19 protein-coding genes and 2 pseudogenes are annotated in these 18,596 nt (G+C 71.0%); 13 read left to right on the top strand and 8 right to left on the bottom strand.

Features of this window, described 5'->3' with window-relative positions; genetic code table 11:
* On the bottom strand, window positions 1-939 hold a 939-nt coding region (locus B1L11_RS20760; protein ID WP_143737424.1), incomplete at its 3' end, for an RNA-guided endonuclease TnpB family protein.
* Between the two features lie 3 nt (window positions 940-942).
* Here B1L11_RS20760 and B1L11_RS55020 point away from each other — a divergent pair.
* Both B1L11_RS55020 and B1L11_RS51510 read left to right on the top strand, forming a co-directional pair.
* A pseudogene (locus tag B1L11_RS55020) lies at window positions 943-1,059 on the top strand (hypothetical protein); the annotation flags it as partial.
* Window positions 1,060-1,139: 80 nt separating this feature from the next.
* Complete coding sequence (locus tag B1L11_RS51510; protein WP_256862749.1) at window positions 1,140-1,637, top strand: CdaR family transcriptional regulator; 498 nt, start codon at window positions 1,140-1,142, stop codon at window positions 1,635-1,637.
* Between the two features lies 1 nt (window position 1,638).
* Here the strand turns inward: B1L11_RS51510 and B1L11_RS20745 are convergent, their stop codons facing one another.
* Window positions 1,639-2,043 carry a hypothetical protein gene (locus tag B1L11_RS20745; RefSeq protein WP_143737420.1) on the bottom strand — a complete coding sequence of 135 codons (405 nt, stop codon included), beginning with the start codon at window positions 2,041-2,043 and terminating at the stop codon, window positions 1,639-1,641.
* Between the two features lie 167 nt (window positions 2,044-2,210).
* On the opposite strand from B1L11_RS20745, the gene purN reads away from it, so the two are divergent.
* The 4 genes from purN to B1L11_RS20730 all read left to right on the top strand — a co-directional run bounded on the left by purN (window position 2,211) and on the right by B1L11_RS20730 (window position 5,582).
* Window positions 2,211-2,867 carry a phosphoribosylglycinamide formyltransferase gene (gene purN / locus B1L11_RS20740; RefSeq protein WP_079316007.1) on the top strand — a complete coding sequence of 219 codons (657 nt, stop codon included), beginning with the start codon at window positions 2,211-2,213 and terminating at the stop codon, window positions 2,865-2,867.
* The gene (gene purH / locus B1L11_RS20735; protein WP_079316006.1) at window positions 2,864-4,405 is read left to right on the top strand and encodes a bifunctional phosphoribosylaminoimidazolecarboxamide formyltransferase/IMP cyclohydrolase; all 1,542 of its coding nucleotides are present in this window, start codon (window positions 2,864-2,866) and stop codon (window positions 4,403-4,405) included. The genes purN and purH overlap by 4 nt, the downstream gene beginning before the upstream one ends.
* A 125-nt stretch (window positions 4,406-4,530) precedes the next feature.
* Entirely contained in the window at window positions 4,531-4,698 is a 168-nt protein-coding gene (locus B1L11_RS46995) for a hypothetical protein (protein WP_179155248.1), read from the top strand.
* 38 nt (window positions 4,699-4,736) lie between these two features.
* Window positions 4,737-5,582 carry a bifunctional methylenetetrahydrofolate dehydrogenase/methenyltetrahydrofolate cyclohydrolase gene (locus B1L11_RS20730; RefSeq protein WP_079316005.1) on the top strand — a complete coding sequence of 282 codons (846 nt, stop codon included), beginning with the start codon at window positions 4,737-4,739 and terminating at the stop codon, window positions 5,580-5,582.
* Window positions 5,583-5,648: 66 nt separating this feature from the next.
* Here B1L11_RS20730 and B1L11_RS20725 read toward each other — a convergent pair whose 3' ends face one another.
* Window positions 5,649-6,905, bottom strand: a complete 1,257-nt coding sequence (locus B1L11_RS20725) for an alpha/beta hydrolase family protein (protein WP_218671225.1) — start codon at window positions 6,903-6,905, stop codon at window positions 5,649-5,651.
* Between the two features lie 45 nt (window positions 6,906-6,950).
* On the opposite strand from B1L11_RS20725, the pseudogene B1L11_RS20720 reads away from it, so the two are divergent.
* Window positions 6,951-8,684 (top strand): annotated as a pseudogene (locus B1L11_RS20720) (phosphatidylglycerol lysyltransferase domain-containing protein); the annotation flags it as partial.
* Window positions 8,685-8,786: 102 nt separating this feature from the next.
* Here the strand turns inward: B1L11_RS20720 and B1L11_RS51505 are convergent.
* Genes B1L11_RS51505 through B1L11_RS48460 form a run of 3 tightly spaced genes read right to left on the bottom strand, consistent with a single transcriptional unit; the run spans window position 8,787 to window position 11,115 of the window.
* Complete coding sequence (locus B1L11_RS51505) at window positions 8,787-9,461, bottom strand: response regulator (RefSeq protein WP_079316019.1); 675 nt, start codon at window positions 9,459-9,461, stop codon at window positions 8,787-8,789.
* Window positions 9,458-10,840 (bottom strand): sensor histidine kinase, encoded by a 1,383-nt coding sequence (locus B1L11_RS20710; protein ID WP_218671223.1) that lies wholly within the window; start codon window positions 10,838-10,840, stop codon window positions 9,458-9,460. The genes B1L11_RS51505 and B1L11_RS20710 overlap by 4 nt, the downstream gene beginning before the upstream one ends.
* Window positions 10,762-11,115, bottom strand: a complete 354-nt coding sequence (locus B1L11_RS48460; protein WP_218671222.1) for a hypothetical protein — start codon at window positions 11,113-11,115, stop codon at window positions 10,762-10,764. Before B1L11_RS48460 ends, B1L11_RS20710 begins: the two co-directional genes overlap by 79 nt.
* A 203-nt stretch (window positions 11,116-11,318) precedes the next feature.
* Here B1L11_RS48460 and B1L11_RS20705 point away from each other — a divergent pair, with 203 nt between their 5' ends.
* The 3 genes from B1L11_RS20705 to B1L11_RS20695 are packed head-to-tail and all read left to right on the top strand — an operon-like array spanning window position 11,319 to window position 14,011.
* Complete coding sequence (locus tag B1L11_RS20705) at window positions 11,319-12,095, top strand: ABC transporter ATP-binding protein (RefSeq protein WP_218671221.1); 777 nt, start codon at window positions 11,319-11,321, stop codon at window positions 12,093-12,095.
* Window positions 12,085-12,957, top strand: coding sequence for an ABC transporter permease (locus B1L11_RS20700; RefSeq protein WP_079316002.1), 873 nt, complete (start codon window positions 12,085-12,087; stop codon window positions 12,955-12,957). Before B1L11_RS20705 ends, B1L11_RS20700 begins: the two co-directional genes overlap by 11 nt.
* A gap of 13 nt (window positions 12,958-12,970) precedes the next feature.
* Window positions 12,971-14,011, top strand: a complete 1,041-nt coding sequence (locus B1L11_RS20695; RefSeq protein ID WP_079316001.1) for an ABC transporter substrate-binding protein — start codon at window positions 12,971-12,973, stop codon at window positions 14,009-14,011.
* Window positions 14,012-14,037: 26 nt separating this feature from the next.
* On the opposite strand, the gene B1L11_RS20690 is transcribed toward B1L11_RS20695, so the two are convergent.
* Window positions 14,038-14,649: a hypothetical protein gene (locus B1L11_RS20690; protein WP_079316000.1), complete on the bottom strand. Its 612-nt coding sequence runs from the start codon at window positions 14,647-14,649 to the stop codon at window positions 14,038-14,040.
* A gap of 205 nt (window positions 14,650-14,854) precedes the next feature.
* On the bottom strand, window positions 14,855-15,517 hold the full coding sequence (locus B1L11_RS20685) for an FHA domain-containing protein (RefSeq protein ID WP_079315999.1): 663 nt from the start codon (window positions 15,515-15,517) through the stop codon (window positions 14,855-14,857).
* A gap of 181 nt (window positions 15,518-15,698) precedes the next feature.
* On the opposite strand from B1L11_RS20685, the gene B1L11_RS20680 reads away from it, so the two are divergent.
* The 3 genes from B1L11_RS20680 (at window position 15,699) to B1L11_RS20670 (ending at window position 18,476) form a co-directional block, all read left to right on the top strand.
* Window positions 15,699-16,820 carry a citrate/2-methylcitrate synthase gene (locus tag B1L11_RS20680; RefSeq protein ID WP_079315998.1) on the top strand — a complete coding sequence of 374 codons (1,122 nt, stop codon included), beginning with the start codon at window positions 15,699-15,701 and terminating at the stop codon, window positions 16,818-16,820.
* Between the two features lie 46 nt (window positions 16,821-16,866).
* Window positions 16,867-17,151, top strand: coding sequence for a DUF3017 domain-containing protein (locus B1L11_RS20675; protein WP_079315997.1), 285 nt, complete (start codon window positions 16,867-16,869; stop codon window positions 17,149-17,151).
* Window positions 17,152-17,258: 107 nt separating this feature from the next.
* The gene (locus tag B1L11_RS20670) at window positions 17,259-18,476 is read left to right on the top strand and encodes an NADP-dependent isocitrate dehydrogenase (RefSeq protein WP_030508449.1); all 1,218 of its coding nucleotides are present in this window, start codon (window positions 17,259-17,261) and stop codon (window positions 18,474-18,476) included.
* Window positions 18,477-18,596: the final 120 nt, after the last annotated feature.

The raw sequence follows: 18,596 nt of genomic DNA, 5'->3' as shown, positions 1-18,596 counted from the left end.
CCGCCCGTGCATGCGGGCCTTGTATTCCAGCATGGTCAGGAACTGCGACCAGCCCGCGTCGTGCACGCTCTTGGCCAGCCGGGTGCGTGCCAGTCCCGCCACGGCCAGGTCTTCCACGTAGATCGCTTGGTTGTCGCGAATCAGTTTCGTGGATTGCTGGTGGTGGAACTCGCGGCGCGCGTCGGCGACCTTCGCGTGCCGGCGGGCAACCTGCTGCCGGGCTTTGGCCCGATTGTTCGACCCCGTGGCTTTGCGGGACAGCGCCCGCTGGAGCCGCTTGAGCTTCTTTTCGGCCCGGCGCAGGAAACGCGGGGAGTCGATCTTCCGCCCGTTCGACAGGACCGCGAACGCCGACAGCCCAAGATCGATCCCGGCCTCGGGCTCGACCTGCGGAAGAGGCTGCTCGGCGACCTCGACCACGAACGAGGCGAAGTATCGGCCGGCCGCGTCCTTGACCACCGTCACGCTGGACGGCTCGGCGGGCAGGGCGCGCGACCAGCGAACCGGCACCTCGCCGATCTTCGGTAACCGGAGTTTCCCGCCGGTGGTGATGGCAAACCGGGCGTTGCGGGTGAAGCGGATTGCCTGCCGGTTGTCCCTCTTGGACCGGAACCGGGGCGGGGCCACCTTCGGCCCCTTCCGCTTGCCACTGATCGAGTCGAAGAAGTTGCGGTACGCGGTGTTCAGGTCCGCCAGCGCCTGCTGCAACACCACAGCCGACACCTCGCCCAGCCAGGCCCGCTCCGGGGTCTTCTTCGCCTCGGTGATGACCCGCGTGGACAACTCGCCGTCCGAAACGTACGGCAGGCCGTTTCCGCGGGCTTCCTGCCTGATGCGCAGCGCGTCGTTGAACACCACCCGCGCGCACCCGAACGCCCGAGCCAGCGCGATCTGCTGGCCCGGCGTCGGGGACAGGCGGTAGTTGTACCGGAGCTGCACGCCATGATCCTCGCATTGGTCTATGGCCGAATATGGGACATCAGAACCGGCAGGCATTGCGTTTTCGTCCTGCACGCCCACTTGGTTTTCCTGACCAAGTTCCGGCATCCGGTGTTCACTGGGGCACACCTGGAGCGCATGGAGCAGATCATGCGGGACGTCTGCACCGACTGGTCAGCTCGGAGTCGTCGCTGGTCACCGTGCTGCTGCCGGAGGACGAGCTGGGCCGGCGGACCGCGCGGGTGTCCGACGCGGTCGAACGGGAGGGCGTTCCGGCGCGGTGTGGCATCGGCAGCCCGCAGCCGCCGGTCTCCGGCCTGCTCAGCCGGCGGCAGGCCGAGCAGGCGCTCGCGGTCGCCGTGGCCGACGCCCGTCCCGTGGTCGAGTTCGCCGGGCTGCCGACCCAGCGACTGATCCTTCAGCACCTCGACCCGGCCGCGCGCGCGGCGCTCACCTCGCCGCTCCTGCCGCTGCTGGACAACGATGCCACCCTGGTCCTGCTCCGCTCGCTGCGGGTCTTCCTGAGCGAGAACAGCAGCTGGGAGGCGGCGTCCTCGCAGCTCGGCATCCACCGCCACACGCTGCGCCAGCGCATGGCGCGGGTGGAGGAGCTGACCGGCCTGTCCGTCTCCGTCACCGAGGACCGCGTCATCGCCTGGCTCGCGCTCCAGGCGCTCCAGCTCGGCGACGCTCAGTAGGTCAGGCGGGGGCCGGGACGCCGGTCGGCCAGGCCACGCCCATCTTGCGCTCGAACGCCCGCATCAGCTGGTCGGAGCACTCCTGCTGGGCCGCCACCGTGCCCGCGCCCTTGCGGCACTCGTTGTACGCGTTGAGCTCGTCCGAGAAGTAGAGCTGGAATCCCGTGGTCACGATCCCCAGGACGAACGCGAGCGACGAGAGCACGACGGCCCCGGTCGCCATCCCGATCCCGCGCCGTTCGCGGTTGAGCAGGCGCAGGTCGCGGATCGCGATGACGATCGCGAAAATCGACAGCGCCAGCCCGGCGGCCGGGAACAACAGCGTGAAGACCAGCGCCATGATGGCGAGCACGAGAGCCCTGCGCCCTCCGGTGGCAGGGGTCGGCGTCTGTAGGGGTGTTGTCACGGTCTCCTCGCCTCGCGTTCCGCATAGCCCGTCGTCAGTCGTGATGGCCGGCGCCCGATACGCTTTAGCTGCGTCGAGGGACGGCCCTCCACGCTCGACCACTCTCTAAGGAACCATCTCCCGGCAATCACCTGCAAAACGAAGGCAGCTCACGAAGGAGTTCCGCCCTGTCCTTCCGGCTCGTCGTCCTCGTCTCGGGATCGGGGACCAACCTGCAAGCACTGCTGGACGCGGCGGCAGACGACGCGTTCGGCGCGACCGTCGCCGCCGTCGGGGCCGACCGCACCGGCATCGAGGGCCTGGCCCGGGCCGAGCGCGCCGGCGTCCCCACGTTCGTCGAGAGGGTGGGCGACCACCCCACCCGGGAGGAGTGGGACGAGAGGCTGGCCGGGCGCATCGCCGAGCACAAGCCCGACCTGGTGGTCTCCGCCGGGTTCATGAAGATCCTCGGCCCCCGGGTGCTGGGCGCGTTTCCCGTCGTCAACACCCATCCGGCGCTGCTGCCCGCCTTCCCCGGCGCGCACGCCGTGCGCGACGCCCTCGCCTACGGCGTCCGCGTCACCGGCTGCACGGTCCACCTCGTGGACGCCGGCGTGGACACGGGCCCGGTGATCGCCCAGGAGGCGGTGCCCGTACGGGAGGGGGACGACGAGGAGTCGCTGCACGAGCGCATCAAGACCGTCGAGCGACGCCTCCTCGTCGAGACGGTGGGCCGCATGGCCCGCGAGGGCTGGACCCTGACCGGGCGGACCGTGCGCCTGGGGACGGGACGAGTCGCAGGACAGGCCGCAGAAGGCCCGACACCAGGAAGGAACACGAAGTGACCCGCATCGCCATCCGCCGTGCGCTGATCACCGTTTACGACAAGACGGGTCTCGAAGACCTGGCGCGGGGGCTCGAGGCCGCGGGCGTGGAGATCGTGTCGACCGGTGGCACCGCCGCCGCGATCGCCTCCTACGGCGTGCCGGTCACCAAGGTGGAGTCGCTCACCGGATTCCCCGAGTGCCTGGACGGACGGGTCAAGACCCTCCACCCGCGGGTCCACGCCGGGCTGCTCGCCGACGGCGCCAACCCCTCCCATGTCAAGCAGCTGGAGGAGCTGGAGATCGAGCCGTTCCAGCTCGCGGTGGTGAACCTGTATCCGTTCGCCGCCACGGTTGCCTCCGGCGCCTCCGACGCCGAGTGCGTCGAGCAGATCGACATCGGCGGCCCCGCGATGATCCGCGCCGCCGCCAAGAACCACGGCACGGTGGCCGTGGTCGTCGACCCCGCGGCGTACGGCGAGGTGCTCGCCGCGGTCGCCGAGGGCGGCTTCACGCTGACCGAGCGCAGGAGGCTGGCCGCCACGGCGTACGCGCACACCGCCGCCTACGACGTCGCGGTCGCGTCCTGGTTCGCCAACGTGTACGCCCCCGAGGGCGACTGGCCGTCCTTCATGGGCGCGGCGTGGAAGCGCAAGGCCGCCCTGCGGTACGGCGAGAACCCGCACCAGGGAGCCGCTCTCTACACCGGAAGCAAGGACGGCCTGGCCAACGCCGAGCAGCTCCACGGCAAGGAGATGTCCTACAACAACTACGTGGACGCCGACGCCGCCTGGCGGGCCGCCTGGGACTTCGCCGAGCCGTGCGTGGCGATCATTAAGCACGCCAACCCCTGCGGCATCGCCGTCGGCGCCGACGTGGTCGAGGCGCACCGCAAGGCGCACGAGTGCGACCCGGTGTCCGCGTACGGCGGAGTGATCGCGGTCAACCGCGAGGTGACCCGCGAGCTGGCCGAGCAGATCGCGCCGATCTTCACGGAGGTCGTGGTCGCCCCGTCGTTCGCGGCGGACGCGCTCGAGGTGCTCAGGGAGAAGAAGAACATCCGCCTGCTCGCCTGCCCGCAGGGGCCGTCGAACGCCGCGGAGTTCCGCCGCATCGACGGCGGCCTGCTCGTGCAGACGGTGGACCGCGTGGACGCGCCCGGCGACGACCCGTCCACCTGGGAGCTCAAGGCCGGCGAGGCGGCCTCGCCCGAGGTGCTGGCCGACCTGGCCTTCGCGTGGCGGGCCTGCCGTTCGGTGAAGTCGAACGCGATCCTGCTCGCCTCCGGCGGCGCGACAGTCGGCGTCGGCATGGGCCAGGTCAACCGGGTCGACTCGGCCCGGCTGGCGGTCTCCCGGGCCGGCGAGCGCGCGGCCGGATCGGTCGGCGCCTCCGACGCGTACTTCCCGTTCCCCGACGGCCTGCAGGTGCTGGCGGAGGCCGGGGTGAAGGCGATCGTCGAGCCGGGCGGCTCGATCCGCGACGAGCTGGTCATCGAGGCCGCCAAGGAGGCGGGCATCACGCTCTACTTCACCGGCACCCGGCACTTCTTCCACTGATCGAGAAGGCCGACGTACCGGCACGGAGGGGCGCCTGTTGGGATGGATGGGGGGAAAACGGCACGATCACCCCTGTGGGGCGGTTAGCCTGAAGCGCCCACCCCATCCTCCCCCGGAGTCCCTCCATGCCCCTTGATACGATCATGAGCTCCTTCGCGACGATGAACGGCGTGTGGAACAGCCCCATCGCGTTGCTGCCCATCGCCGCGCTGGCCGCCTACTTCGGCTGGCGGATCGTGGAGTTCATCCCCTTCACCCGGCGGATCATCGAGCGTCGCGAGGGGGGACAGTAGAGCATCCGGCAGGACCACCCGGAAGGACAGGAAGAGCCATGACCGCGCGGCTTCTGGACGGCAAGGCGACCGCCGCCAAGATCAAGAGTGAGCTGGCGGAGCGGGTGAAGGCCCTGGCGGCCCGGGGCATCACCCCCGGCCTGGGCACGATCCTCGTCGGCGACGACCCGGGCAGCCAGATCTACGTCTCGGGCAAGCACCGCGACTGCGCGGAGGTCGGCATCACCTCCATCCGCAAGGACCTTCCGGAAAGCGCCACCCAGGCGGACGTGGAGGCCGCGGTCGACGAACTCAACGCCGACCCGGCCTGCACGGGCTACATCGTCCAGTTGCCGCTGCCGCGCCACCTGGACACCCAGGCGCTCATCGAGCGCATGGACCCGGCCAAGGACGCCGACGGCCTCCACCCGGTCAACCTGGGCAGGCTCGTCCACATGGTCGACGCCCCGCTCCCGTGCACCCCGCGCGGCATCGTGGTCCTCCTCCAGGAGTACGGCGTGCCGCTCAAGGGCGCCGAGGTCGTCGTGGTCGGCCGGGGCATCACCGTGGGCCGTCCGCTGGGCCTGCTGCTCACCCGCCGCGCGGAGAACGCCACCGTCACGCTCTGCCACACCGGCACCCAGGACCTGGCGTCCCACGTGCGCCGGGCGGACGTCGTGGTCGCCGCGGCCGGGGTGCCCCACCTCGTGACCGCCGACATGGTCAAGCCCGGCGCGGCCGTGCTCGACGTGGGCGTCTCCCGCGTCGACGGGAAGCTCACCGGCGACGTGGCCCCCGACGTACGCGAGGTCGCGGGCTTCGTCGCCCCCAACCCCGGTGGAGTGGGGCCGATGACCCGGGCCATGCTGCTGGCCAACGTCGTCGAGGCCGCCGAGCGGCGCTGACCCACCGTTCTCACTCGGCCGCCGGCCGGGAACAGGCGGGGCGCCGTCACGTCCGTCCCCGCCGGCCTACTTCTTCTTCTTCTTCTTCGCGACATTGTGCGTGGGAGCGTGATGGCCGGGGTGAGGCCGCCGGGCGGGGTGCAGGGGCGCTTCGCGGGCGAGGCGGCCGGGACCCTGGGCGCTCGCGGGCGGGGACGGTGGCTGCGCGGGCGCGTGCAGTTGCTGGGCGAGCCAGGGCAGGGCCTGCGGAAGCTCCCTGTTCCAGGTGGCGAAGTTGTGGCCCCCGCTCGGCAGGATCAGCGAGGACGCCCGCATGGGCGGCTTCACGGCCGCCAGGAACTGCTCGGTCGCCTGGTAGTTCGACTCGCCCTGACGGCTGCTGGTCACCAGCACCGACACCGGAGGGGCCGGCAGGTTGGCCAGCCGCCACATCAGGTCGTTCTCGTCCTGGAGCCGCCGGTTTCCGCCGAACAGGTCGCCCGTCGTCATGTCCATGAGGGCGTGGAAGTACCCGGACAGGGACACCGCGGCCGAGAACGCCTCGGGGTGCCGCATGGTCAGCTTGAGCGCGCAGTAGCCCCCGGTCGATCCGCCGAGAATGCCCCAGTTCGCGGCTTCGGTGCCGACCCGGAACGCCGCGGCCATCGCGTGCGGGACGTCCGAGGTGAAGTACGTCTCGACCTGCGGGCCGCCCGGCACGTCCACGCACTCGGTGTCCCTGGGCGGTGCGACGGTGGGGCGCATGAGGACCAGGACGGTCGGGCCGATCTCGCGGGCGAGGATCGATGTCGCCGTGAGCGTGGGCAGGTCGAGCCGGGTGACCAGGTTCTCCGCGTCGCCCGGATAGCCGGTCAGCCCGAGGATCACGGGGAAGCGCCGCCCGGCGTACTTCTTGTCGAAATACTGCGGCGGCAGGTACACGTACGCCGGTGAGCTCAGCCCGGTCCTGGCCCCGGTGATCGTCACCTGCTCCAGACGCCCCGCGGGCACGCCGGCCTTCGGCTTGGTGACCTCGACCGGCCTGCTGCCGAGCACCCGGACGAGGCCCGCTCCGCCGGCCGCCGTGCCCGCCATACCGGCCGTACCCGCCGTGATCGGCGGCGCGGCGGCCGCGTTCGTGCCCAGCAGGTCTCCCCACGAGCCGAAGAACCCGAAGTACGCGTTGATCACGACGGCCACCGCGAGCAGCAGCAGGGTCTGGTCCGCGACCAGCACGCCCACCCGTGCGGCGATCGAGCGCCAGGACGGCCCGCTCAGCCGGGGCCACAGCCAGACCGTCGCGACCAGTCCGCCGAGGGCGAGCACGACGAACAGGACCTGCACTTTTGTCGCTGTCAGTTCCAACCCCGGCCTCTTCCTGCGTCCCCCGTGGCGTCGGCCCATGTAAAAGTACTCGACAGACGTAAGGCCGGGGTTAAGGATGGGAATCTTGGCCCCCGAAGTGGATTTCACCATTTAAGGTCTGCTTCCGTGAGCCGTCGGACAGACACCTCCCGGAGGGGAATAGCGCGTCCATGGATACCGGCAGCGGCAGCGTATTCCGCCCTGTTGATCGGAATTCTGGACATCGTCAAAGGCGTGTTCCCGCGTTTCCGGGAAAGCCGGATCAGCGAGATCGCGAGCGTCCTGCCGGGTAGCGTCACCTCGCTCGCCCTGTCGGCGTCGCTGGTGGTGGGAATCCTGCTGATCATGCTGGCCCACGCTCTCAGGAGGCGCAAGGTCCGGGCCTGGCGTGCGGTCGTGGTGCTGCTGCCGGTGGGCACCGCGCTGGAGGGGCTGCGCTGGCGGCACCCGATCGCCGCGTCGGTGTCGCTGCTCCTGTTCGTGGTGCTGCTGGTCAACAAGCGGGAGTTCTACGCCCTGTCCGACCCGCGCTCGCGCTGGCGGGCGCTGTGGAACCTGCTGGCGCTCGGCGCGTTCGACGTGGTGCTCGGCTGGATCATCGTCGACTCGCACCCGAGGACCGTCGTCGGCGACCCGGGCTTCGGCGACCGGATGCAGCACGTCCTGCTCGGCCTGGTCGGCCTGGACGGCCCGGTGGAGTACACCTCCGACCGCGTCGCCGACCTGGTGTCCTTCTCGCTCGCCGGGCTCGGCGTGCTCACCGCCGTGACCACGATCTACCTCGCCCTGCGGCCGGAACGACCGGCCGCCGCGCTCACCGAGGACGACGAGGAGCGCCTGCGCGGGTTGCTCGACCGGTACGGCCGGCAGGACTCGCTCGGATACTTCGCGCTCCGGCGGGACAAGAGCGTGATCTTCTCGCCCAGCGGCAAGGCCGCCGTGGCCTACCGTGTCGTGGCCGGGGTGATGCTGGCCAGCGGGGACCCGATCGGCGACCCCGAGGCGTGGCCCGGCGCGATCAGGCGCTTCCTGGAGGAGGCCAGGCGGCACGCGTGGGTCCCGGCCGTCATCGGGTGCAGCGAGACCGCCGGCGAGGTGTGGACCAGGGAGGGCGACCTGGACGCCCTGGAGATCGGCGACGAGGCCGTCGTCGAGGTGGCCGGGTTCACGCTGGAGGGCCGGGCCATGCGCAACGTGCGCCAGATGGTCAAGCGGGTGGAGCGGCTCGGCTACTCCTGCCAGGTGCGGCGGGCCGGTGACCTCAGCGAGGCGGAGCGCGAGCGCATCCGCACCGCGGCCGATCACTGGCGCGGCACCGAGACCGAGCGCGGTTTCTCCATGGCGCTCGGCCGGTTCGGGGACCCCGCCGACGCCGACTGCCTCGTGGTGACGGCGCACCGGGCGGCGGCGCCGCAGGGTGACGACCAGTCGGGCGGGGACATCCGGGCCGTCCTGCACTTCGTGCCCTGGGGGCGCGACGGCATCTCGCTCGACCTCATGCGCCGGGACCGGGAGGCCGATCCGGGGCTGAACGAACTGCTGATCGTCCGGGCGCTGCAGGCCGCGCCGGACTTCGGCGTGACCAGGGTGTCGCTGAACTTCGCGATGTTCCGCTCCGCGCTGGCGCGGGGGGAGCGGCTGGGCGCGGGGCCCGTGCTGCGGGCCTGGCGCGGCATCCTCGTCTTCCTGTCCCGCTGGTTCCAGATCGAGTCCTTGTACCGCTTCAACGCCAAGTTCAGGCCGTTGTGGGAGCCGCGGTTCCTGGTCTACCCGAACACCCGCGACCTGCCGCGCATCGGCGTCTCCGCGCTCCAGGCGGAGGCGTTCCTCACGCTGCCGAGCCCGTCGGACTGGGGCAGGCTACTGCGCCGGCGGCTCAGGAAGCCGGTAAAGGTGTTCGGGCCGGCCGGTGGTTCCGTACCTGAGCCCGACGGTCAGCCGTCCGTCGGCGGCGAGGTCGGACAGGTAACGCTGGGCGGTGGCCCGGGACAGCCCGAGCCGGGCGGCGAGGTCCGCTGAGGTCACCGGTCCTCCGGCGGCGCGCAGGGCGTCGATGACGAGCTGCGCGGTGTGGCTCGACCGGCCCTTCCTGACCGCGGCGTCGACCCGGTCGCCCTCGTGCAGCATCCGGACCGCGCGGTCGATCTCGGCCTGGCTCAGCGACGCTGCGCCGCCCAGCCGCCGGTGGAACCGCTCGTACGCGCGGAGCCGCTCGGCGAGGTCGCCCTCGGTGAAGGGCTTCACCAGGTAGTTGACCACCCCACGGCCCAGCGCCTCGCGGACGACCCCCGCCTCGGCGGCGGCGGTCAGCATGATCACGTGCCCGCCGAGGTCCGGGACGATCGAGGTGCCGGGCGCGTCCGGAAGGTACTGGTCGAGCAGCACGAGGTGGGGTCGCAGCCGCCCGGCGAGCGCGACGGCCTCGGCGGCGGTGTGGGCGATGCCCGCCACCTCGAACCCCGGCACCCGCCCGACATAGCGCGCGTGGAGGTTGGCGACGCGGAAGTCGTCGTCGACGACGAGAACCCGGATCACGGCGCCCCCACGCACCCGGTGGACGGGGCTCCGGACAGGTGACGCGCGGGCTCGACCGCGCCGGGGATCCGCGCGACGAAGACCGCCCCGCAGTCGGCGCCGGAAGGCCTGGTCAGGGCGAGGTCGCCGCCGTGCCTGCGGGCGACGCGCCGGGCGAGCGCGAGTCCGACGCCGTGCGGGCGGGCGTCGTCGGCGCTGGTGGTGAAGTCCTGGTCGAACAGCCGGTCGCAGGCCTGTGGCGGGACGCCGTCCCCGCTGTCGACGACGACGAGGTGCAGGATGCCGGCTTCGGCCAGCAGCGACACCTCGACCCAGGCGGGCCTGCGGGCGCCGGAGCGCGCCGCGCTGATCGCGTTGTCCACCAGGTTGCCCAGGACCGTGACCATGTCGAGCGGGCAGGTGAGCGGACCGGGCAGGAACGAGTCCTGGCTGAGCCGCAAGTCGACCGCGCACTCGGAGGCCACCGCCGTCTTCGCGGCCAGCAGCCCGCGGACGTACGGGTCGCGCAGCCGCCCGCCGTCGCCGTACTCCGTCGCGAGGGGATCGTCGGCGAGCTCGCGGAGGTAGGCCGCGGCCTCGTCGCGGTGCCCCAGGCTGAGCAGGCCGGACAACGTGTGCAGCCGGTTGGTGTACTCGTGGGCCTGCGCGCGCAGCGCGTCCGACAGCGCGCGCACCACGTCGAGCTCGCGGGTCATCTCGTCCAGGTCGGTGCGGTCCCGCAGCGTGACCACGTGGCCGAGGTCGTGCTGCCCGCGCCGCACCGGCCCGGCCGTGGCGACCAGCATCCTGTCCTCGGTGGCGAGGAGCACCCCGCGGACGGTGCGGCGCTCGGCCAGGAGCGTGCGTACGCCGGCCGGCAGGCCCGCGTCGCCGACCGCGGTGCCCGGATCCGGCATGCCGCCGAGGAGCCGCGCGGCGGCGTCGTTGCAGATCGTGATCCGCCCGGCCGCGTCCACCGCCAGCACGCCCTCGTCGATGCCGTGCAGTACGGCTTCGCGCTCCCGCAGCAGGTCGGCGAGATCGGAGGGCTCCAGCCCCAGCGTCTGCCGCTTGAGGCGGCGCGCGAGGCCGGCGGAGGCGGCCAGGCCGAGCAGCAGCGCGAGACCGGTGAACCCGGCCGCGCCCCGCAGCAGGTCGCCGACCCTCCTGGACACCTCGCCGGCCGCGATCCCCACGCTGACCTGGCCGGCCACCCGTCCGGCGCCGTCCAGCACGGGCACCTTGCCGCGCGCCGACAGGCCGAGCGTGCCGCGCTCGAAGGTGACGACGTCCCGGCCGGCGAGCGCCTCCGGCTCGGTGCTCACCCGGTGCCCGATCCTCGCGGGGTCCGGGTGGGAGTACCTGATGCCCTGGTCGTCGGCCACCACCACGAACAGCACTCCGGTGCGGCGGCGTACCTCCTCGCCCGCCGCTGCACCTGCGGGCCGGGGGAGTGGGCGGCCACCGCGCGTATCACGACGTCGTCGGCGGCGACGGCGCGCGCCACGGCGAGCGCGCGCTGCTCGTACTGGCGCTCGAGCTCCGCGTGCAGCAGGTACGCCACCAGCGCGAAGCCGAGACCGATGATCAGCAGGAGGACCGCGACCTGCACGAGCAGCGCTTGGGTCGCGAAACGGGGGTGCGGACGCGGCCTAGGAGGGTCGGCCCAGGGCATGCCCAGCACGATACCCGCCGGGTCTCGTCACACAAGGGTGAGCAGAAAGCGCAGAACGCGAAGTATGCGCATTACCCGAACAAGTGGCACAAGCCTGGTCGGCCTCTTCACCCCGGCCTACGGTCCCGGAGAGCTTTCGCATAACGGTTTCCTGAAGGGGTGAACTCGTGGCCGAATCACCACCCGCGATCGAGTTGCGGGGCGTGACGAAACGTTTCCGTTCTCGCGACGGCGCGGCCCACACCGCGACCCGCGACATGTCCTTCACCGTACGCCAAGGGGAGTTCGTCAGCGTGGTCGGGCCGACGGGATGCGGCAAGTCCACCAGCCTGTCGATGATCTCCGGGCTGGCCCAGGCCGGCGAGGGCGAGGTCCTGGTCCACGGCCGCCCGGTGACCGGGATACCCGACCGGCTCGGGTACATGTTCCAGCAGGACGCCGTGCTCCCGTGGCGTACGGTCCTCGACAACGTCGCCGCGGGCCCGCGGTACCGGGGCGCGCCCAAGCGGGCCGCGCGTGAGCAGGCCGCGGACTGGGTCGCGCGGGTCGGGCTCGCGGGCTTCGAGCGGTACTACCCGCACCAGCTCTCCGGGGGCATGCGCAAGCGGGTCGCGCTCGCCCAGACGCTGATCAACGAGCCGTCGATCCTGCTGATGGACGAGCCGTTCGGCGCGCTCGACGTGCAGACCCGGGAGCACATGCAGGACCTGCTGCTCGAACTGTGGTCCGGCACCGGCGCGGCGGTCGTCTTCGTCACCCACGACCTGACCGAGGCCATCGCCCTCGCCGACACCGTGGTCGTCATGACGGCGGCGCCCGCGACGGTCAAGGACGTCGTCCGCGTCGACCTCGCCCGGCCGCGCCGGGTGGAGGAGATCCGGCTGGAGGACGCCTTCCTCGACGTCTACCGGCGGGTCTGGGACTCGCTGCGCGAAGAGGTCGAGATCACCCGGGCGAGAGGAGCCCGCCGTGCCGCCTGAGACCGTGGCCGCCGCCCCGCCCCCGGTCGAGGACGCGCAGGCGTCCGCCCCCGCCCGCCGCCGCCGGTTCCCGGCGCCGAAGATCACGGTCACCCGGGTCCTGCTCGTGGTGCTGTGGCTGGGCAGCTGGGAGGCCGCCACGGCCGGCTGGCTCGACCCGTTCTACTACTCCCGGCCCAGCGCGATCTGGGGCCGGCTCGTCGACTGGTTCACCAAGGGAACGGCGTTCGGTTCGATCTGGGAGCAGATCGGGGTCACGCTGGAGGAGGCCGTCCTCGGATTCGCGGCCGGATCGCTCGCCGGGATCGTGCTGGGCGTCCTCCTCGGCCGGGGCCGGTTCATCGCCGAGGTGTGCGCCCCGTTCATCAAGGCCGCGAACGCGATCCCGCGCATCGTCCTCGCCTCGCTGTTCGTGATCTGGTTCGGCCTGGGCATGTCGTCCAAGGTCGCCACGGCCGTCGTGCTGGTGTTCTTCGCGGTGTTCTTCAACGCCTTCCAGGGCGCCCGCGAAGTGGACAGGACGCTGGTCGACAACGCCCGCATCCTCGGCGCGAAGCCCCGGCAGATCCTCACCTCGATCGTGCTGCCGAGCGCCACGTCGTGGATCCTCGCGAGCCTGCACGTCGCCTTCGGCTTCGCGCTGATCGGAGCGATCGTCGGCGAGTACACCGGCGCGGACAAGGGCCTCGGCCTGCTGATCAACCACGCCCAGGGCACGTTCGACGCCGCGGGCATCTACGCCGGGATGATCATCATCACGGTCGTCGCCCTGCTTGCCGAGTGGCTGCTCACCCTCCTCGAACGCCGGCTGCTCGCCTGGCGCCCCCCGTCGTCCTCCGCCGCCGCCGACGCGCAGATCTGATCGGAGCCCCCCCATGAACGCGTTGCCCCGCCTCGTCACCGTCACCGCCACCGGCCTCGCACTGGCGCTCTGTCTCACCGGCTGCCGCGACTCGCGCGCCGGCGCGGGGCAGCCGGGCGGAACGCCGACCGTGAAGATCATGGTCGGCGGCATCGACAAGGTCATCTATCTGCCCGCCAAGCTCACCGAGCAGCTCGGATACTTCAAGGCCGAGGGACTCGACGTCCAACTGCTGTCGGAACCGTCCGGCGCCCAGGCCGAGAACGTCCTCGTGGCGGGCGACGTGCAGGGCGTCGTCGGGTTCTACGACCACACGATCGACCTGCAGACCAAGGGCAAGTGCATCCAGAGCGTGGTCCAGTTCGCCGATGTGCCCGGCGAGGTCGAACTGGTGGCCGCGGGCAAGGCCGGTGAGATCACCTCGCCCGCCGACTTCAAGGGCAGGCGCCTGGGCATCACCAGCCCGGGCTCCTCGACGGACTTCCTGACCCAGGCCCTGGCCGTACGGAACGGGGTGCGGGTCGAGGACTTCACCCGGGTGAAGGCCGGAGCCGGCCCCACCTTCATCTCCGCCCTGGACAACGGCGGCATAGACGGCGGCATGACCACCGACCCCACGGCGGCCCGGCTGACCACCACGGGCAAGGCCAAGGTGATCGTCGACATGCGGACGGAGGAGGGGACGAAGGCCGCCCTGGGCGGCCTCTACCCGGCCAGCTCGCTCTACATGGACTGCGCCTGGGTCAAGGCGAACAAGCCCGTCGTACGGAAGCTGGCCGGCGCCTTCGTCAAGACGCTGCGATTCATCAACGAGCACTCGGCCGAGGAGATCGCGGCGAAGATGCCCGCCGAGTACGCCGGGGACGACCCGAAGCTGTACGTCAAGGCCATCGGCGACACCAAGACCATCTTCACGAAGGACGGGGTCATGCCCGCCGACGGCGCCAGGAACGTGCTGGAGGTGCTCGGCTCCTTCTCGCCCAACGTCAAGGGCAGGAAGGACACGATCGACCTCGGCGCCACCTACACCACGGAGTTCGTCAGCGGCGGGTGAACGCCGGCTTCCCCGGCCTCCCCGGCCTATGCGCAGACGCCGGGGAGGTCGCAGAGCTTGGCGGCCATCGTCCGGGCGTCCTTGATCAGCGGGCGGAACTGGGAGACCGGAAGGCTCTTGGTCACCAGGCCGGTCCTGACGTAGACCGCCACCGCGCTCCCCTTGCGGACGATGACGGAGCGGGAGCTGTTCTCGAAGAAGAAGCCGCCGATCCGGAGGGCCTCGTCACCGGCATCGGCGCTCTTCCACCTGTACACGTGACGGTTCGGGCCCCGGCCTCCCGTGCCGCACTCGGCCAGGTCGGCGCGTACGGACTTCATCGCCGCCTTCGCCGCCTGCTCCGACGGGTAGAGCACGACCTGCTCGCTCCGGTAGACGGTCTCGGCCACGTAGGTGAACGTACGGCTCGCGCTGCGGCCGTCGCGGGCGGTCCTGCGGTCGCACGGGTTCACCTCAAGGGGCTTGCGCAGGCTGTCGGTGAGCTTCATGTGCTCCCACGGCCTGTGCGGGCCGTCCACCTTGGCCTCGTCCAGCAGGAAGCCCTTGGGGAGCGTGGCCGGAGCCGCCGCCATGGCCTGACCCGCCCCGACGACCGTCACCGCCGCGGCCGCCGCCAGAGAAACCAGAACCTTACGCATCGGTGCCCCCCTATGGAGATCGGTTGTCATCTCTTTCGACGGGGCCTTCGCGGATTTTGTTCGGCACCGAAAGGACGAGGGCCCACACAGCCGGGCGCACGAGGGCGGGCCCGCGGCCGTACGCCGGCCATGGGCCGTTCGGAACGCTCCACTGGCCGCCGGGGGTGGGACGGCTTCCGCCCCCGGCGGCGGGTGTGCCGCTGGGTCAGGACGCCCGGCGGCCCGCGCTGGTGCGTGGCTGCGGCTGCGGTTCGGGCTCGGCCGGTCCGGTCGCCCGCTGCGGCGGCACGACCGGCGTGGGCCGCACCAGGCCGAGGGCGACGACCTCGTTGGCGAGCCGGGTGCGCCGGTTGGTGCCCTCCGGGATGCGGAATTTCTGGTAAAGCCGCAGCAGATGCTGCTTGACCGCCGCCTCGGTCACCACGAGGTCGTCGGCGATCTCCCGGGCCGTCGCGGGCGCCACGAACGCCTCGTCGGACAACGCGGGACGGCACAGCGAGGTGAGGACGTCGACCTCCCGCCTGGTGAGCTCCGGCGCGGCGGCGCGGCGCAACTCGACCTCGGGGGCGAGGTCCTCCCGCGGGATCCCGCCGACCCGGGCCCGGGCGGCCCCGAAGGAGACGACGTCGCCGTCGTCCAGCACCCTCCTGGCGATCGGCCTGCCGTTCACCCGTGTGCCGTTGCGGGACAGGCCCAGGTCCACGACGTACAGGTAGGGCCCGCGACGGACGAATTCGGCGTGCAGCCGTGACACGCTCGGATCCGTCAGCCGGACGTCCACGCCTCGGCCTCGGCCGATCGTGGTGACGTCGGGGCGCAGCGGCACCACCTCGCCGCTGTCCTCGATCCGTATGAACGGCCCCTCCACGGCAGTTCCTCCCCAGGTAGCCCGCCGTTACTTTCCCTATAGCTGCGGCTTACCCACCCGTGGCGAGGGGGAATCGCCTTTGCCAGGAGCAGAATCAATCCTGGAATTGGTCTGGACCTTTGAGGGGCGGTTTACCTGCTCACGGGTAGACTTCGGGCGGAGATAAGCGGAGGAAACCCTTATGGCGGACAAGCCCACCAAAGGCCTCGCCGATGTCGTCGCCGCGTCCACAGCGCTGAGCGACATCGACGGGAAGGCCGGCCGTCTCTTCTATCGGGGATACGACATCCACGACCTGGCCGGCCACGCCACCTTCGAAGAGGTGGCCCACCTGCTCCAGCGCGGCACGCTGCCGACCCGCCGACAGCTCGCGGACTACGGCGCGGAACTGGCCGAGGGCCGCACCCTGGGCGCGCTCGTCGAGAGCAACGTCTCCGAGATCGCCGGAAAGCAGGCGCCCATGGAGGCGCTGCGCACGCTGGTCTCGCTGGCGGGGGCCGACGACCCGGACAAGGATTCCAACGCCGCCGACGCCAACCGCCGCAAGGCCGCCAGGCTCACGGCCCAGCAGCCCATCCTCGTCGCCCGCTACCACGCGGCCAGGACGGGCGCGGACATCCCGGAGCCCGATCCCGAGCTGAGCACCGCCGCGAACTTCCTGCTGCAGATCACCGGCCGCCGCCCCGAGCCGCGCGAGGTCGAGATCTTCGACACCTGCCTGGTGCTGCACGCCGACCACACGATGAACGCCTCCACCTTCGCCGCCCGCGTGTGCGCCGCGACGCTGTCCGACATGCACTCGGCGATCGTCGCCGCCATCGGCACGCTCAAGGGCCCCCTCCACGGTGGGGCGAACGAGCAGGTCATGCGTACGCTGGAAGCGCTGGACCCGCGCGGCGTCGCGCAGGCCGTACGGGACAAGCTGGCGGCGGGCGAGAAGATCATGGGATTCGGGCACCGCGTCTACAAGACCGAGGACCCCCGGGCGACCCACCTGCGGCGGATGTCGCAGGAGCTGGCCGAGGCCTCGGGCGACGACACCTACTACCGGATGTCGCGGGAGATGGAGGAGGTCGTCTTCGCGGACAAGCACCTGTACCCGAACGTGGACTTCTACGCGGCGACCGTCTACCACTACCTCGGCATCCCCACGGACCTGTTCACGCCCGTGTTCTCGGTCAGCCGGATGTCCGGATGGACCGCCCACGTGATCGAGCAGCACGCCGACAACCGGCTGATCCGGCCGGACAGCGAGTACATCGGCGAGCGCGACCAGAAGTGGGTGCCGATCGACGAGCGGTGACAGTGAGGAACGCGCCGAGAACCGCAGTGGCAGGCATGGGAGAAAAGTGAGAACGAGCGAGAGCACGGGCTTGGGGGCCGTACCTGCTGGTGGCGGCGGGTGCGGCGCCGGGCTGTGCGCGATCGGCCTGGGTGTGCCGGTGCCCGCGGGCGGTGCGATCATGGGGTGCGGCTTCCTCGCCGGATCCCTGGCCCGGATGACGGTCTCGGAACGGCGGGCGGGCGCGCTCGCGGTGCGCAGCAGACGGATGGACGCGCTCACGCTGGCGGCGTTCGGTGCGGCGCTCGTCATCGGCTCGTTGCTCATGCTGCTGCGGCTGCACGACTCGTAGGGACACGACCTCGTCGCGGACTTACCACACCCGTCCGATAGCCTCAACGGCCAGTGAGCCTCAAAAAGGACGTGCTGGCCAGTTAGTTCAGAAGGGGAACCCCACGCATGCCCAAGATCAAGGTAGCGGGCCCGGTCGTCGAGCTCGACGGCGACGAGATGACCCGGATCATCTGGCAGTTCATCAAGGACCAGCTGATCCTTCCCTACCTCGACGTCGACCTGAAGTACTACGACCTCGGCATTGAGCACCGCGACGCCACCGACGACCAGGTCACGATCGACGCCGCCAACGCCATCAAGCAGTACGGCGTGGGCGTGAAGTGCGCGACGATCACGCCGGACGAGGCCCGCGTCGAGGAGTTCGGCCTGAAGAAGATGTGGAAGTCCCCCAACGGGACGATCCGCAACATCCTCGGCGGTGTCATCTTCCGCGAGCCGATCATCATGTCGAACATCCCGCGGCTCGTGCCCGGCTGGACCAAGCCGATCGTCGTCGGCCGTCACGCCTTCGGCGACCAGTACCGCGCCACCGACCTGAAGATTCCCGGCGAGGGCACGCTGACGCTGACGTTCACGCCCAAGGACGGCAGCGAGCCGATCGAGCTCAACGTCTTCGACTTCCCCGGCTCCGGCGTCGCCCTGGCGATGTACAACCTGGACGAGTCGATCCGCGACTTCGCCCGCGCCTCCATGCGGTACGGCCTCAACCGCGGCTACCCGGTCTACCTGTCGACCAAGAACACGATCCTCAAGGCGTACGACGGCCGGTTCAAGGACATCTTCGCCGAGGTCTACGAGACCGAGTTCAAGGCCGACTTCGAGGCCGCCGGGATCACCTACGAGCACCGCCTGATCGACGACATGGTGGCCGCCTCCCTGAAGTGGGAGGGCGGGTACGTGTGGGCCTGCAAGAACTACGACGGCGACGTCCAGTCGGACACGGTGGCGCAGGGCTTCGGCTCGCTCGGCCTCATGACCAGTGTGCTCATGACCCCCGACGGCCGCACCGTCGAGGCCGAGGCGGCGCACGGCACGGTGACCCGGCACTACCGCCAGCACCAGCAGGGCAAGCCGACCTCCACCAACCCGATCGCCTCGATCTTCGCGTGGACCCGCGGCCTGCAGCACCGCGGCAAGCTCGACAACCAGCCCGAGGTCATCGACTTCGCCGAGAAGCTGGAGCAGGTCTGCGTCGAGACCGTCGAGGGCGGCCAGATGACCAAGGACCTCGCGCTCCTGGTCGGCGGCGACGCCGAGTGGCTGACCACGCAGGACTTCCTCGCGGCGCTCGACGAGAACCTCAAGAAGAAGATGGCGCTGTAACGCCGCTTCACCGGCAGGGGGCCGCCCGGAGAATTCCGGGCGGCCCCTTTCCCGTTACCCGCGGATACGAACCGCTCGCCGCTTTGTCACGGTTTCCTGACGTCACGGCGCGGTATCGGG

The sequence above is a fragment of the Microbispora sp. GKU 823 genome (assembly GCF_002027145.1).
Taxonomy (GTDB): domain Bacteria; phylum Actinomycetota; class Actinomycetes; order Streptosporangiales; family Streptosporangiaceae; genus Microbispora; species Microbispora siamensis.
This window is presented reverse-complemented; position numbering and strand designations above follow the sequence as displayed.

What these genes read in the sequence shown, in the direction of transcription:
- B1L11_RS46995 (WP_179155248.1), top strand. Translation starts at nt 4,531, where the DNA reads ATGCCCCTTGATACGATCATGAGCTCCTTCGCGACGATGAACGGCGTG.
- B1L11_RS20730 (WP_079316005.1), top strand. Translation starts at nt 4,737, where the DNA reads ATGACCGCGCGGCTTCTGGACGGCAAGGCGACCGCCGCCAAGATCAAG.
- B1L11_RS48460 (WP_218671222.1), bottom strand. Translation starts at nt 11,115, where the DNA reads ATGCCCTGGGCCGACCCTCCTAGGCCGCGTCCGCACCCCCGTTTCGCG.
- B1L11_RS20695 (WP_079316001.1), top strand. Translation starts at nt 12,971, where the DNA reads ATGAACGCGTTGCCCCGCCTCGTCACCGTCACCGCCACCGGCCTCGCA.
- B1L11_RS20690 (WP_079316000.1), bottom strand. Translation starts at nt 14,649, where the DNA reads ATGCGTAAGGTTCTGGTTTCTCTGGCGGCGGCCGCGGCGGTGACGGTC.
- B1L11_RS20680 (WP_079315998.1), top strand. Translation starts at nt 15,699, where the DNA reads ATGGCGGACAAGCCCACCAAAGGCCTCGCCGATGTCGTCGCCGCGTCC.
- B1L11_RS20670 (WP_030508449.1), top strand. Translation starts at nt 17,259, where the DNA reads ATGCCCAAGATCAAGGTAGCGGGCCCGGTCGTCGAGCTCGACGGCGAC.